This window comes from Variovorax sp. IB41, from assembly GCF_016405905.1.
In the GTDB taxonomy this organism is placed as follows: Bacteria; Pseudomonadota; Gammaproteobacteria; order Burkholderiales; family Burkholderiaceae_C; genus Variovorax.
Map to the genome: position 1 here is coordinate 122,313 of NZ_JAEFCB010000001.1, position 13,522 is coordinate 135,834.

General features: G+C 67.1%; 20 protein-coding genes. 16 read left to right on the plus strand and 4 right to left on the minus strand.

What is annotated here, in order from left to right:
* Positions 1-84: 84 nt before the first annotated feature.
* The 8 genes from mltG (at position 85) to JC881_RS00595 (ending at position 5,532) form a co-directional block, all read left to right on the plus strand.
* Positions 85-1,116, plus strand: coding sequence for an endolytic transglycosylase MltG (mltG, locus tag JC881_RS00560; protein WP_198783774.1), 1,032 nt, complete (start codon positions 85-87; stop codon positions 1,114-1,116).
* The gene (tmk, locus tag JC881_RS00565) at positions 1,113-1,772 is read left to right on the plus strand and encodes a dTMP kinase (RefSeq protein WP_198783775.1); all 660 of its coding nucleotides are present in this window, start codon (positions 1,113-1,115) and stop codon (positions 1,770-1,772) included. Before mltG ends, tmk begins: the two co-directional genes overlap by 4 nt.
* A complete protein-coding gene (locus JC881_RS00570) occupies positions 1,769-2,785 on the plus strand; it encodes a DNA polymerase III subunit delta' (protein ID WP_198783776.1) in 1,017 nt (338 codons plus the stop codon). Before tmk ends, JC881_RS00570 begins: the two co-directional genes overlap by 4 nt.
* Positions 2,782-3,171: a PilZ domain-containing protein gene (locus tag JC881_RS00575; RefSeq protein ID WP_198783777.1), complete on the plus strand. Its 390-nt coding sequence runs from the start codon at positions 2,782-2,784 to the stop codon at positions 3,169-3,171. Before JC881_RS00570 ends, JC881_RS00575 begins: the two co-directional genes overlap by 4 nt.
* Before the next feature lie 87 nt (positions 3,172-3,258).
* Positions 3,259-4,065 carry a TatD family hydrolase gene (locus tag JC881_RS00580; protein WP_198783778.1) on the plus strand — a complete coding sequence of 269 codons (807 nt, stop codon included), beginning with the start codon at positions 3,259-3,261 and terminating at the stop codon, positions 4,063-4,065.
* Positions 4,062-4,739: an ankyrin repeat domain-containing protein gene (locus tag JC881_RS00585; protein ID WP_198783779.1), complete on the plus strand. Its 678-nt coding sequence runs from the start codon at positions 4,062-4,064 to the stop codon at positions 4,737-4,739. The genes JC881_RS00580 and JC881_RS00585 overlap by 4 nt, the downstream gene beginning before the upstream one ends.
* Positions 4,733-4,945, plus strand: coding sequence for a DUF4124 domain-containing protein (locus JC881_RS00590; RefSeq protein ID WP_198783780.1), 213 nt, complete (start codon positions 4,733-4,735; stop codon positions 4,943-4,945). The genes JC881_RS00585 and JC881_RS00590 overlap by 7 nt, the downstream gene beginning before the upstream one ends.
* A gap of 104 nt (positions 4,946-5,049) precedes the next feature.
* The gene (locus JC881_RS00595; protein WP_198783781.1) at positions 5,050-5,532 is read left to right on the plus strand and encodes a DUF2726 domain-containing protein; all 483 of its coding nucleotides are present in this window, start codon (positions 5,050-5,052) and stop codon (positions 5,530-5,532) included.
* Between the two features lie 109 nt (positions 5,533-5,641).
* Here the strand turns inward: JC881_RS00595 and JC881_RS00600 are convergent, their stop codons facing one another.
* On the minus strand, positions 5,642-6,418 hold the full coding sequence (locus JC881_RS00600; RefSeq protein ID WP_198783782.1) for a metallophosphoesterase family protein: 777 nt from the start codon (positions 6,416-6,418) through the stop codon (positions 5,642-5,644).
* Between the two features lie 135 nt (positions 6,419-6,553).
* Here JC881_RS00600 and JC881_RS00605 point away from each other — a divergent pair, with 135 nt between their 5' ends.
* Both JC881_RS00605 and JC881_RS00610 read left to right on the plus strand, forming a co-directional pair.
* Positions 6,554-7,459, plus strand: a complete 906-nt coding sequence (locus tag JC881_RS00605) for a nucleotidyltransferase (protein ID WP_198783783.1) — start codon at positions 6,554-6,556, stop codon at positions 7,457-7,459.
* Positions 7,460-7,576: 117 nt separating this feature from the next.
* Positions 7,577-7,783, plus strand: coding sequence for a hypothetical protein (locus JC881_RS00610; protein ID WP_198783784.1), 207 nt, complete (start codon positions 7,577-7,579; stop codon positions 7,781-7,783).
* Between the two features lie 9 nt (positions 7,784-7,792).
* On the opposite strand, the gene ligD is transcribed toward JC881_RS00610, so the two are convergent.
* Positions 7,793-10,357, minus strand: a complete 2,565-nt coding sequence (gene ligD, locus JC881_RS00615) for a DNA ligase D (protein ID WP_198783785.1) — start codon at positions 10,355-10,357, stop codon at positions 7,793-7,795.
* Positions 10,358-10,465: 108 nt separating this feature from the next.
* Complete coding sequence (locus JC881_RS00620; RefSeq protein WP_233101469.1) at positions 10,466-10,627, minus strand: DUF4142 domain-containing protein; 162 nt, start codon at positions 10,625-10,627, stop codon at positions 10,466-10,468.
* A 201-nt stretch (positions 10,628-10,828) separates the two neighbouring features.
* On the opposite strand from JC881_RS00620, the gene JC881_RS00625 reads away from it, so the two are divergent.
* Entirely contained in the window at positions 10,829-11,095 is a 267-nt protein-coding gene (locus JC881_RS00625) for a DUF2934 domain-containing protein (RefSeq protein WP_198783786.1), read from the plus strand.
* A gap of 19 nt (positions 11,096-11,114) precedes the next feature.
* Here the strand turns inward: JC881_RS00625 and JC881_RS00630 are convergent, their stop codons facing one another.
* Positions 11,115-11,318: a hypothetical protein gene (locus JC881_RS00630; RefSeq protein WP_198783787.1), complete on the minus strand. Its 204-nt coding sequence runs from the start codon at positions 11,316-11,318 to the stop codon at positions 11,115-11,117.
* 206 nt (positions 11,319-11,524) lie between these two features.
* Here JC881_RS00630 and JC881_RS00635 point away from each other — a divergent pair, with 206 nt between their 5' ends.
* The 5 genes from JC881_RS00635 (at position 11,525) to JC881_RS00655 (ending at position 13,494) form a co-directional block, all read left to right on the plus strand.
* A complete protein-coding gene (locus JC881_RS00635; protein ID WP_198783788.1) occupies positions 11,525-11,830 on the plus strand; it encodes a hypothetical protein in 306 nt (101 codons plus the stop codon).
* A gap of 84 nt (positions 11,831-11,914) precedes the next feature.
* The gene (locus tag JC881_RS00640) at positions 11,915-12,217 is read left to right on the plus strand and encodes a hypothetical protein (protein ID WP_332875168.1); all 303 of its coding nucleotides are present in this window, start codon (positions 11,915-11,917) and stop codon (positions 12,215-12,217) included.
* Positions 12,218-12,243: 26 nt separating this feature from the next.
* A complete protein-coding gene (locus JC881_RS00645; protein ID WP_198783790.1) occupies positions 12,244-12,486 on the plus strand; it encodes a hypothetical protein in 243 nt (80 codons plus the stop codon).
* A gap of 350 nt (positions 12,487-12,836) precedes the next feature.
* Positions 12,837-13,112, plus strand: coding sequence for a hypothetical protein (locus JC881_RS00650; protein ID WP_198783791.1), 276 nt, complete (start codon positions 12,837-12,839; stop codon positions 13,110-13,112).
* A gap of 181 nt (positions 13,113-13,293) precedes the next feature.
* Positions 13,294-13,494, plus strand: a complete 201-nt coding sequence (locus JC881_RS00655; RefSeq protein WP_198783792.1) for a hypothetical protein — start codon at positions 13,294-13,296, stop codon at positions 13,492-13,494.
* Positions 13,495-13,522 lie beyond the last annotated feature (28 nt).

Sequence of the window (13,522 nt, forward strand, 5' to 3'; positions counted from 1 at the left end):
CATGGTCGGCCTGTCCCCCCCGGTGCGGCAGGGACTCCCCCCTTTTTTTTCTTCCTGGTCGATCCAACGCTCTCCATCGGATTCGTGCGCAGCTTCTTTCTTACGCTCTTCCTGCTGGCCGCCCTGATCGCGCTCGCGCTCGGCGCCGGTGGACTCTGGTGGGTGCACCAGCCGCTCAAGATGTCGGCGCCCAGCGCCGATCTTTCGGTCGAGCCCGGCACCACGCCGCGCGGCATCGCGCAGGCCGTGGCCGATGCCGGCGTCGATGTGCAGCCGCAATTGCTCTACCTGTGGTTCCGCGTCTCGGGGCAAGACCGCCAGATGCGCGCCGGCAGCTACGAGCTGGAGCGCGGCGTCACGCCCAAGCTGCTGCTCAACATCCTGGTGCGCGGCGAAGAGGCCACCCGCAGCCTCGTGCTGGTCGAGGGCTGGAACATGCGCCAGGTGCGCGCGGCGCTGGGTAAGGCCGACCAGCTCAAGCCCGAGAGCGTGGGCCTGACCGACGACGCGCTCATGGCCAAGCTGGGCAAGCCGGGCGTGCACCCCGAAGGGCGCTTCTTCCCGGACACCTACACCTACTCGAAGGGCTCGACCGACATCGTGTTGCTGCAGCGGGCCATGCGTGCCATGGACAAGAAGCTCGAGGCCGCCTGGGCGGCGCGGGCGGCCGATTTGCCCCTCAAATCGGCCGATGAGGCGCTTATCTTGGCCAGCATTGTCGAAAAGGAGACAGGAAAGGCCAACGACCGCGCCGAAATCGCCGCCGTCTTCACCAACCGCCTGCGCATCGGCATGCCGCTGCAGACCGACCCGACGGTGATCTACGGCCTGGGCGCCACCTTCGATGGCAACCTGCGCAAGAAAGACCTGCAGACCGACAGCCCCTGGAACACCTACACCCGCGGCGGCCTGCCGCCCACGCCGATCGCGATGCCGGGCAAGGCCGCGCTGCTCGCGGCGGTGCAGCCGGCGCAAAGCAAATCGCTGTATTTCGTCTCGCGGGGCGATGGCACCAGTCAATTCAGCAGTTCGCTGGACGATCACAACCGTGCGGTCAATCGCTATCAGCGCGGTGGTGGCAGTGGTGGTGAAACCAAACCGAAGGCTACGCAATGAGCGAGGGGCTTTTTCTGACGCTGGAAGGCATCGATGGCGCGGGCAAGTCGAGCCACCTCGACGCGATGGAAGCGCTCTTCAAGGCGCAGGGCCGCACCGTCGTGCGCACGCGCGAGCCCGGCGGCACGCCGCTCGCGGAAACGCTGCGTGGGCTGATCCTCGAACAGCCGATGGACCCGCTGACCGAATCGCTCTTGGTGTTCGCGGCGCGCCGCGACCACATCGTGCAGGTCATCGAACCGGCGCTCGCGCGCGGCGACCTCGTGCTGTGCGACCGCTTCACCGACGCCACCTTCGCCTACCAGGGCGCGGGGCGCGGCTTCGATGCATCAGTGCTCTCGACGCTGGAGCAGTGGGTGCAAGGGGGCAGGGCGCAAGGGCTGCTGCAGCCGCATGTCACGCTGTGGTTCGACCTGGCGCCCGAGATCGCCGCGCAGCGGCTGGCCGGTGCGCGCGTGCCCGACAAGTTCGAGGCGCAGCCGGTCGAGTTCTTCCGCCGCGTGGCGCAAGGCTACGCAGACCGCGCCGCCGCGGACGCGCAACGCTTCGTTCGCATCGACGCCAGCCAGGCGCGCGACCAGGTCTGGCAGCAGATCGAGACGGCGCTGGTGGCGCGCGGCGTGCTGGCGTCGCATAACGCAGGAATCTCACGATGAGCACGCCGGCCCTTACGCCCTGGTTGCGCCAGCCGCTCGCTGAATTGCTGCGCCAGCGCGGCCATGCCTGGCTGCTGCAGGGGCCGTCGGGCATCGGCCAATATGAACTCGCGTTGGCGCTCGCGGCCGCCTGGCTGTGCGAGCAGCCAGCGGAAGAGGGCGGTACGGCCTGCGGCCATTGCGCGAGCTGCCACGCCATCGAGGTCCGCACCCACGCCGACCTGTGCGTGCTGATGCCCGAAGTCGCGATGCAGGAACTGGGCTGGCCGCTCGACGAAAAGGCGCAGGCCGACATCGACGACAAGAAGCGCAAGGCAAGCCGCGAGATCCGCGTCGAGGCGATGCGCGATGCGGTCGGCTTTGCCCAGCGCACCAGCGCGCGCGGGCGCGGCAAGGTGGTGCTGGTGTATCCGGCCGAGCGCATGAACACCATCACCGCGAACGCGCTGCTCAAGACGCTGGAGGAGCCGGTCGGCGACGTGCGCTTCGTGCTCGCCAGCGAAGCCGCGTGGCAGCTGCTGCCGACCATTCGCAGCCGCTGCCTGGGCTTCACGCTGCCGTGGCCCGAAACGGCCGAGGCCGAAGCCTGGCTCATTGCGCAGGACGTTCCGGCCGCCGATGCGGCCGCCCTGTTGCGCGCTGCCGGCGGACGCCCGAGCGATGCACTACGTCTTGCGCGCTCTGGCCAGTCGCCCAAGGCGTGGTCGCTGTTTCCCAAGGCCATCTCGCGCGGTGACGTGGGTGCGTTGTCGGACCACGCGCCGGCCCAGGCCGTCGGCGCGCTGCAGAAGCTCTGCCACGACCTGATGGCTGTCGGCAACGGCGCCGAGCCACGTTTCTTCGAGGCGGCCGACCTGCCGGCGGCGCCGTCGCGGCTGGCGTTGGCGCGTTGGTCGAAGTCGCTCGCGAACGCCGCGAGAACCGCCGAACATCCATTCAATGCAGGTCTCATGCTCGAAGCGCTTGTGAGCGAAGCGCGAAGCACCCTAAACTCAGCCGCTCGCCGCCCATGAACCAACCTGTCGCCCCCGCCCCCGCTGCGTCCGCAGCCGCCACGCCCGCCAGGCCGAGCGTCATCCAGCTCGCCATCAAGGAGAAGGGCGCGCTCTATGCGGCGTACATCCCGCTCTTTGCCGAGGGCGGCATCTTCATTCCGACCACGCGCGAGTACCGGCTGGGCGACGATGTCTACGTGCTGTTGACGCTGCCTGAAGACCCGCAGCGTTATCCGGTGGCCGGCAAGGTCGCATGGATCACGCCGGCACGCGCCGCCGGCAACCGGGCGCCCGGCGTGGGCATCCGGTTTCCGTCGGACGAGAAATCGCGGCAGCTGAAGGCGCGCATCGAGGCCGCCCTCGGCGGCTCGATGGCGTCGGACCGCCCCACCCAAACCATCTGAGTTTTCTGCCGTCCCGGTGACGCGGAACTCCGTGCTCGGCGCCATTTCACACTTGTGACGGGTGCGCCGGCCCTACCGTCATTTCCGATGTTCACAGACTCCCATTGCCACCTGACCTTCCCTGAGTTCGCGGACCAGATGCCGCAGATCCGCGCCGCCATGGCCGCGGCCAAGGTCGACCGGGCCCTGTGCATCTGCACCAAGCTCGAGGAGTTCGACGATGTGCAGGCCCTGGCTGCCAGCTACGACAACTTCTGGGCCAGCGTGGGCGTGCACCCCGACAACGAGGACATCGCCGAGCCCAGCGTCGAAGACCTGGTGCGGCTTTCGGCCCGGCCGCGCGTGGTGGCGATCGGCGAGACGGGCCTGGACTACTACCAGATGGAAGAGCGCAAGGGCGGCCGCAGCATCGCCGACATGGAATGGCAGCGCGACCGCTTTCGCGTGCACATTCGCGCCGCGCAACAGACCCGCAAGCCGCTCATCATCCACACCCGCGAGGCCTCCGCCGACACGATTGCGATCCTGAAGGAGGAGGGCGAAGACGGCTCTTCCGGTGCGGCCGGTGGCGTGTTCCATTGCTTCACCGAGACCGCCGAGGTGGCGCGCGCGGCGCTGGACCTGGGCTTCTACATTTCCTTCTCGGGCATCCTGACTTTCAAGAAGGCGCAGGACCTGCGCGACGTGGCCGCCTTCGTGCCGCTGGACCGCATGCTGATCGAGACCGACAGCCCGTACCTGGCGCCCGTGCCGTACCGCGGCAAGACCAACAACCCGTCGTACGTGCCCTATGTGGCACAACAGATCGCCGAACTGCGAAACGTGCCCGTCGAGGCCATTGCAAAGGCGACGAGCGACAACTTCGAAACGCTGTTCAGGGACGTCAAATCATGAGAAATTACTTCAAGAAGTCGCTTTATCTCCTTGTCATTGCTGCATCTTTTGCAGCGCATGCCGGATCGTTCGAGGACTTTTTCCGTGCCGTGCGCGGCGACAACGCGAGCGGCGTTCGCACCCTGCTGCAACGCGGATTCGACCCAAACACGCGCGACGAACACGGTCAGACCGGCCTGCTCATCGCGCTGCGCGAACCGTCGCCGAAGGTGATCCAGGTGCTGCTCGAATCGCCGCAACTGAACGTCGACATCGCCAACGCCAAGGACGAAACCCCGCTGATGCTGGCGGCCATCAAGGGCCAGCAGGACCTGGTCAACCAGCTGCTCAAACGCGACGCCGCCGTCAACAAGACCGGTTGGACGCCGCTGCATTACGCGGCCACCAGCGGCCAGTTGACCATCATGAAGGTGCTGCTGGACAACTACGCCTTCATCGATGCGCAGTCGCCCAACGGCACCACGCCGCTGATGATGGCCGCCATGTACGGCTCGGGCGAAGCCGTGAAACTGCTGTTGGCCGAAGGTGCTGACACAGCGATGAAAAATCAGTTGGGTATGACTGCGGTCGACTTCGCGAACAAGGCGAACCGTGCGGAAGCGGCGCAGCTGATCACGGCGGCCATGAATGCCAAACCCGGCCTGAAGGCGCCACCGAAAGACGGTAAATGGTGAAGAGATTCGGCGGCGTCGTCGTCGCACTGGGCCTTGCGAATTTCGCGCTCGACGCGACGGCCCAGCACTCGATCTACAAGTGTGTCGAGGGCAACAAGATCACGTACTCGAACGTGCCGTGTCCCGACGCCAAGAAGATCGAGATCAAGCAGACCAAGGGAGTGAACTACGAAGGCAGAGGATCCGGGAGTTCGCCCAAGCGCTGAGGGGCGCTGAAGGCTGAATCCATCGCATTGCAGGCCCCGCCAGAACAGCTCCAAAAGGGCGCCTGTGCACTCGTGCGAGACTCTGTGGAGAAGGAGAAGCAGAGATGAATACGTTCCTATTCATGGTCGTTTTGTTGGCCGTCGGGGTGCTGGTGTTCCTGGTGGTGGCCAAGAAGCGGTCTGAGCAAAGCACCAGCGGCTTTGTCGACAAGCCCAAGGCACGGGCGCCGCTCAATGCGCGCGAACAGGCGATGTATAACCGCCTCGTGCAAACCCTGCCGGACCTGGTGGTGCTTCCGCAGGTCAGCTTCGGCGCGTTGCTCACGGCCCGCACGCGCGCGGCGCGCAGCACGTTCAGCCGCAGGATCGCCGACTTCGTCGTGTGCGATCGCTCGTTCAAGGTCGTGGCCGTGGTCGAGCTCGGCGACAAGAACCAGAAAGACAAGGCCAGGCGCGATCCGGACCGCGATGCGATGCTGATCGAAGCCGGGTACCGGGTGCTCCGGTATCAGCGCGTGCCGGACATCGGGCGTGTGGAGGCGGATTTCGATCCTTCGCTGGCGTCTGTCAGTCCGCAGGGGTCTTGAGGCACTGGATTGCGCAGTTCAGGGAATGGGTGACCTCGTTCTGAGGCATCCATAAAAATAACACAATGTGCCTTATGTTAAATCAATGATCCCCAAAGCGGCCGTCGCTTCACACGGTCGCCACCCCCCCTTCATCGGGCACCTCTCGCGATAACTCATACAGAAAGAACGGCGGCACATCAGGCCGGCTGCGTTGCAGCAAGGGCTTGGCAACGTTGTAGACCGGCACGCCATTGATGGTCCGCGCCTCGAGCGTGCCCCGGTGCGCGTGGCCGTGGAACACCGCATCCATCGGGTACCGCAACAGCGGTTCCTCTAGGCGGCTGCTGCCCAGAAAAGGAAAAATCTCCGCCGGCTCGCCTTCGACCGTGCCGACGACCGGCGCGTAATGCAGCAGCGCGATCCGACGCCGGGTGCGCAGCTTGGCCAGCGCGGATTCCAGCTTCATCGCCTCGTTCAGCGCCTCCTGCACGAACAGCTTGATGGCTGGCTCGCCCCACGCGCCCAGCGAGCCGCGTCCGAAACCGCCGCCGAAGCCCTTGACGCCCGCGATGCCCACGCCTTCGATCTCGCAGACCGAACCATCGAGCACGCGAACGCCGGCCTGCGCCAGCAGCCCGACCACCACCTCGGGAGTGCCGGACTCGAAGTCATGGTTGCCCAGGACGGCGACGACAGGAATGTGAACTGCGCTCAGCTCTTCGACCAGGACGCGCGCCTCCTCCTCGGTGCCGTAGTCCGTCAGGTCACCGCACAGCAGCAGCGCATCGGCCTCTTCGTCGGCTTGGGCGAACAGGCTGCGCAACGTACCGGCGGAGTCCTTCTGGACATGGAGGTCGCCGACGGCGGCGAAGCGGATGTGAGAGGAAGATTTCGGATTGGGCATGGTGTCCACCAGCCTGTGCTTCGTCGCGCTTCGTCGTCATCGGCCCTCTCCCGCAGTGCCTGTAGGCGCTTGCCGACGCGGGTTGAGGTCGTTTGCTCCGGCGTTGCGTCTGCTGCTCACGCCACCTTTGCAAGCATGTCGTTCCCGCCCTTCCCCGCGCTGGCCCCTTCACTGGAAGAGGAAGTCGACCCCCGTGTGGCCGACTTCTATCGACAGGCCCTGCACGCCTTGAGCGATGCGGGCATTCCTTTCCTGGTCGGGGGCGCGTTCGCGCTGGCCTGCTACACGGGCATCCGCCGGTCGACCAAGGACCTGGACCTGTTCATCCTGCGCGAAGACTTCGAGCGCATTGCGCAGCAGATGCGGCAACACGGCTGGCGTGTCGAATTGACCTATCCGCACTGGCTGGCGAAGGTGTACGACGGCGAAGCGTTCATCGACCTGATCTTCAGTTCGGGCAACGGCGTGACACCGGTCGACGAGCGCTGGTTCAGCGGCAACTGCCGCGCGGACATCCTGGGCGTGTCGGCGCGCGTGGCCAATGTCGAGGACAGCCTGCTGTCCAAGGCCTTCATCATGGAGCGCGAGCGCTACGACGGCGGCGACATCGCCCACCTGCTGCTGGCCCGCGCCGAGCAACTGGACTGGGCCAGCCTCCTGGAGCGCTTCGGCGCGCACTGGCGCGTGTTGCTGGCGCACCTCACGCTCTTTGGCTACATCTACCCCGGCGAGCGCCACCGCATTCCCGGCTGGGTGATCGCCCGCCTGGTCGATCGTCTGGCCGGTGAAGTGGATGCGCCCGCGGCTTCGAACGCGAACGTGTGCGCGGGCACCCTGCTCTCGCGGGAGCAATACCTGCACGATGTGAAGCAATTGGGTTACGTGGACGGCCGCCTCACCCCCGCGAGCAGCATGACGGACCGGGACGTCGCGCAATGGACCCAGGACATCGCAGACCGGGTTTGCGGCCCGGCTACGGTTCCGACGAACCAAGGAGACGCGCAACCAGAGCCGGCGAGCAAGGAAAAGCCGCAAGGCTAGGCGCACGCTCGGAGTTCGTGCCGGGCGCGCTGTCGTCGTCGACTGCACCCCACCGGCGGTGCGCTCCTACAGGTTCGTGGTCGCGCCCCTCGAATGCTGGCGCAAAGGAGATCGATCATGAACACCCATACCCATCAGAAAACCCACGAGGAAACCGGCGACGACCGCGACAACCGCCGCGTGTTCACCTGGGGCGCGAGCGCCGCGGTGATCGTGTTCCTCGGCGCGCTCGCGTACTTCTACGCAGTGGACAAACGCGGCGAGGCGCCGCCGCAGGCACCGCCCGCGCAGAGCCAGCCAGCCCCGCAGCCCGCGAAGCCCTAGGCCTCGCGCCTATCGTTTGAAATCGAGCATCTTCATCGCGCCCGAGAGGCCGCGCGCCGACTTCGCGTAGCTCTCCCAAGGCGCATTGCCCTTGTCCAGCCGCGTGTGGATGTTCTGCAGCGTCCACTGCGCGCCGCCCTTGAGGCTTTGCACCTCGGCCCATTCCACCGGCACCGACACGCCCAGCCCCGGCCGCGCGCGCACCGACCAGGCGCACACCGTGGTCGCGCCGAAGCCGTTGCGCAGGTAATCGATGAAGATCTTGCCCACGCGGTTGCTCGGCCCGCTCTTGGCCACGAACAGCTGCGGCAGCGTGCGCGACATGTGCCGCACCACGGCCTGAGAAAAATCCTTCACCGTGTCCCAGTCGTGCAGCCGCTTGATCGGCACCACCACGTGCAGGCCCTTGCCGCCGCTGGTCTTGCAGAACGGCGCGAGGCCCAGCTCGGCGATCATCATCCGCACCAGTTCCACCGCCTGCAGCATGGCGGGCCAATCCACGCCCTCCCCCGGGTCCAGGTCGAAGGTCATGCGGTCGGGCTTGCCGATGGCCGTCTTCACGCCGTTCCAGGTGTGGAACTCCACCACGTTCATCTGCGCGGCGGTCACCAGGCCCAGCGGCTGCGCCACCTCCAGCAGCGGCGCGTGCGCGGGCCACAGTGCGGGGTCGAGCTGGCGCACGCCGTCCATCGTTCCCTTGTCCAGGTGCTTCTGGAAGAACAGCTGGCCCTTGATGCCCTGCGGCGCGCGCACGAGCGAGACGGGCCGGCCCTTCAGGTGCTCCATCATCAGCGGCGCCACCAGGCCGTAGAAGCGCACGAGCTCCACCTTCTTCACCCCGGTGCTCGGATCGATCACGCGGTCGGCGTGCGACACCTTGAGGCTGCCGGGCAAGGTGGTGGGTGCGGGCACGCGCACGGGCTTGCGCACGGGCACGCGCTCTTCCGCATCGACCGCGCTCGCATGCACGGGCTTCTCGCGCACGATGGCCTTGGCCGGCTTGTCCGAGCGCAGCGCATGGAACACGCCGTGGCGGATGTGCCCGTCGGAGGTCCATTCGGAAAACGTCACCTCCGCCAGCAGCACCGGCTTGATCCAGTGCGCGCGGCGGTCGTTCTCGGTGCGGTTCTTGAAGGGCCGCTCGTCGATGGCCAGCTTCTGCATGCGCGCCAGCAGGTCGGCGAGCAAGCGGTCGTTGAAGCCCGAGCCCACGCCGCCCGCGTAAATGAGGTCGCCCGCCTCGTCGTGCACCCCCATCAGCAGCGAGCCGAAACCCACCCGCGAGCCTTTCGGGTCGGTGTAGCCGCCGATCACGAACTCCTGCCGCTGGCTGCACTTGAGCTTGATCCAGTTGGGCGAGCGGCGCGAGGTGTAGCCGCTGTCCTTGCGTTTGCCGATGATGCCCTCCAGCCCGATCTTGCAGGCCGACAGCACGATGTCGCGCGCCGGCGCGTCGAAGGTCTCGCTGTAGTGCACCGCCGCCGGCGGCTTCTTCAGGAGCGAGGCGAGGAACGCGCGCCGCTCGGTCAGCGGCACGCCGGTGAGGTCGTGGCCGTCGTAGTACGGCACATCGAACGCGAAGAACACGATGCGCTCGGTGCGCGAGCGGTCGAACGCGTTCTGCAGCGCCTGGAAGTCGGTGGTGCCCGCGTCGTTGAGCACCACGATCTCGCCGTCGATCCAGCCCTGCTTGAGCTTCATGCGCCCGAGCGCTTCTGCAAGGTGTTCGAGCTTCGCGGTCCAGTCGTGGCCGTTGCGGGTGAACAGGCGCACGCCCTCGGCGTCGATGCGCGCGAGCATGCGGTAGCCGTCGAACTTGATCTCGTAGACCCAGTCCTCGGCATTGGGCGGCGGCGCGTCGACGAGCGTGGCGAGCTGCGGCGAGAGCTTGGCGGGCATGGCGGCTTTCACCGCGCCCTCGGGCATGCCGGACGACGAAGCACGCCCTGCCTTCTTCGCAGCCGCTTTCTTTGCAGGCACCTTTTTCGCGGGCGTTGCAGCCTGCGCCTCCGCCGGCATGTCCAGCGCGCCCACGCTGTCCGGAAACTGATCGACCACGCTGAACTCGTCCGCCGGCCGCGCGTACGCGTCGTGCTCCTTGATGAGCAGCCACGCATCCTGCTTGCTCTCATCGCGGCTGCGGATGCGCACCAGCGTCCAGTGCCCGCGCAGCTTGTGGCCGTGCAGTTCGAACTTGAGCTTGCCCTCGCGGTAGCCCTTCTTCGCATCGCCGATGGGCACCCAGGCGCCCTTGTCCCAGACGATCACCTTGCCCGCGCCGTATTGCTTGGCGGGGATCTGCCCCTCGAAGCGGTTGTACGACATGGGGTGGTCCTCCACGTGCACCGCCATGCGGCGGTCCTCGGGGTCGTAGCTCGGGCCCTTGGGCACCGCCCAGCTCTTCATCGCGCCCTGCAGCTCGAGCCGGAAGTCGTAGTGCAGCCGCGTCGCCCAGTGCTTCTGCACGACGAACTGCAACGCGCCGGCCGTGGACTCGCCGCCGTCCGCGGGCTCGGGGGTGATGTCGAAGTTGCGCTTCGCTTTGTATTTCTTGAGCGTGTCGGAGCGGGCCATGGCGAACCGTATCGTCCGGCAGCGACGCGGCCCAGTGGCCATTGGCCGCGTTCCGCTGGACGGCGGCTCCTACAAGCGCCGCGGCCGTGGGTCCCGCGCTGCTTCGTCCTACTTGCTCGCGACGCTGGTGCTCAGCTCGCGCGCGTGCTTCAGGTGCCCCTGCACGACCGGCAGCATCTTGCTGGCGAGCGCCTTGAGGTCCGCGTCCTTCGCCTCGGCCTGGCCGCTGCAGTGAGATGGCGAGGTGATCGTTCCATTTGCGCACTCCAAGGTTGATGAGCGCCGCAGGCTCGCATGGGCGCGATCGCGTTCGCTGTAGGAAAAAGATCAAAACCGCGTGCCATGAATTCTCTCGCGCGACCCGCAGCGGGTTTTCGCATTCATCGATCGAAAACGAGCACTTGTCCGACGACGGCGGCACGGCAACGGCGTAGGTTGGCCGCGTGTTCAACGGCGCAACGGAGGTGACCCATGCCGAAAACCAGCAGCAGCAATCCACAGAGGCCAAAACCTCTCGGCACGAGCGGCGATGGCACAGCCGGCCAAGCCGTGCCACCCTCGTCCGATACGTCCGCACCGCAGCAGCCCATGCAGGGCGACGCAAAGGATCCGGCGTCCAGGGAGGCGCGCATCCGCGATGCCGCCTACGACGCCTACGTGCGCCGCGATGGGGCGCACGGCGACGACGTGCAAGACTGGCTCGACGCCGAGGCGCAGCTTGACGGCCGGAAGGAATGACCCGCGGCCCGACGCGGCACTAGTCTTTGGGCGTGAGCTGGCCGGCCGCGCCGCCGGCCGTCGAGTTGCCGGCCTTGCCGACCGAAGCGCCTTCGCTCGTGGTGCGGGTGGCGGTCGGCCCTTCCTTCTTTGCAGGTGCTGGCCGCGGTGCGCTCGCACCGCGCCCGGGCGATCGCGTTTCGCGCGGCGCGGCGGCCTCGGCAGGCTTCCTTGACTGGGTCATCGTGTGCTCCTTGCGCTGCGCAGCAGCGGACCGCCTCAAGGCTGAACGCGCACTGCCTCGCAGGTGTCGGACGCGATCCACTCACCGGGGAAGCTGCCGCCTCGCATTGCACGCACGGGCGAACGGGCGCGGCGGGCATGCCGATTGCCGGAAGAAGTTGCCTTTCCCTCCTCCCGTTCATCGACCTTCTCCACCCCAGGTACCGCATGAGAAAAAAGACGACGCCTCGAGACCTCCGCGTAGCCGAGTACTTCCAGTTGCTCGAACTCCTCTCGCGCCGGCAACTGCCGGTGGTGTGCTGCGCGCCGGAGGACATCCACCGCATCCTGGCGCTTCGCAGCGCCTCCTTGCTCGAAGCGCTGACCGAACCGACGGAGCAGTTGCGCGCCGGCGAGCGGCGCATTGCGCGCGCCGTGGTGACCGCCATCACTTCGGAAGGCCGCAACGCGCTCGCCCGCGGCAGCCGGGCCGGGCCGTCCTTCACGCGGGCGCCGTCCGCGCACCGCGCATGACCCGCGTCGACGATGAGAGCGCGGCGGCCGACGAAGCAAACTGGCACGCGCGCATCGAGCGGCTGGCGCAAACGCTCGCGCACCGTGCACAACAAGTACATCGCCACGCCCGCCGGCGTGTTCGAGCTGCAGTACTTCTTCTCGCGCGGGCTGCAGCACGCGGCCGGCGGTGCGAGCGCGCCGGTGGCGGTGCGCCAGCTCATTCGCGAGCTCATCGCGGTGGAGCCGCCAACCGCGCCGCTGAGCGACGCCGCGCTCGCGCGGCAGTTGGCGCAGCAGGGCTTTCGCATCGCGCGCCGCACCATCACCAAGTACCGCCAGGCGCTGGACATCGACCCCGTGGACGAGCGCCGTGCGCGCGGCACCCGGCTTGCGGCCGCTGCCTGAATCCCTGCAGCCCCAAGACCATGTGCATGGAATTTCTCGACCATCTGAGCCGGAGCAAGGCGCCGCTCACGCTCACGGACCCCGACGAGATCAACAACCTGGTGGTGCTGCGCGCAGCGGGCTTCGTCGCCGCGTTCACGCTGCGGCCCCTTCGGGATGGCGACGGCAGCGAGGACCGCAAGGACGGCCAGGGCCGCGAGCGGGGCCGCTTCCTCGCGCTCACGCCCGAGGGCCGCGCGGCACTGGCCCGCGGCATCGAAGGGGCCTGAGCCGGCCGGCGCGCGCCCTCGCCAGGCGCTGCCCCGCTGCGTGCACGCGGCGTCGCCGAAGCTGCATTTGTTGGCGCGAATCGCGACTTCGTGATGCGCGAAGCGGCCACATCGCTGCGCTCTTGCCTACAGTGAATGCCCCTGTCACTCACAGCCCCGCCAAGGGGACACGGAAGGCGTCACACACAAAGCACCGAATGAATGAATGAAGGCCGCTTGCCTCGCGGCGGGTTGTCGATGCGAAAGCACCGATGCAGATGCGAGGTATCAAAAGGCGACGGCCGGGGTGTATGCACCACCCCAGCCGTCTAACCAAAGACGTGCAACAACCTCTAAAGGACCGCACAAAAATGGCTACCAAGACTATAGCCCGGCCTCGCACGCCGGTAACTTCTCCCGACGGCAGCGCGCAAGACGCGACCGATTGCCTGGAGAACACGCTCGCGCAACTCGATGCGCTCATGTGGACCTGCAATGGCGCGGACATCGACTGGTGCACCGGCGACGGACCCAGGCACCTGGCCAACCTGCACTGGCTCGCAGCCGACCTGACGCAAAAGGCCGGGGAGCTGTTTCAGTCGAGCGAGAAGGCGCGACGCGTTGCGCCTGAGACCGACGGCGCCTAGCGGCCGGTCTGACGGGCTGCAATTCAGTTCGCAGCCCGTCTTTCAGCGCAGCCACGGCGGGAACGCCGATTGCCATGGATCGCCACGAAGAGCGATCTCGAAAACCTTTCCCGAGGAGCCCTCTCATGCCCAGCTCAACAAGCCTCTCGACAGTTCACTCGACGCACAGTGACGCAAAGACATGAACCAGAAACAACGACACAGCCAAGGCGACATCGGCCGCCGCCTGATGTGGACGCTGCTCGCCGCCATCGCGGTCATCGTCGTGGTGGTGCTGTTCTTCTACGGCATCAAGGACCCCGAGAAGGGCCCAGGCAACCTGCCGCCGGGCGGCGGCCCCGCGCCGACGCAGGAGAACGGGCTTCCGCCGCCGGCGAAATGAAATGGCAGGCGCGTGAAATGACGGCCGC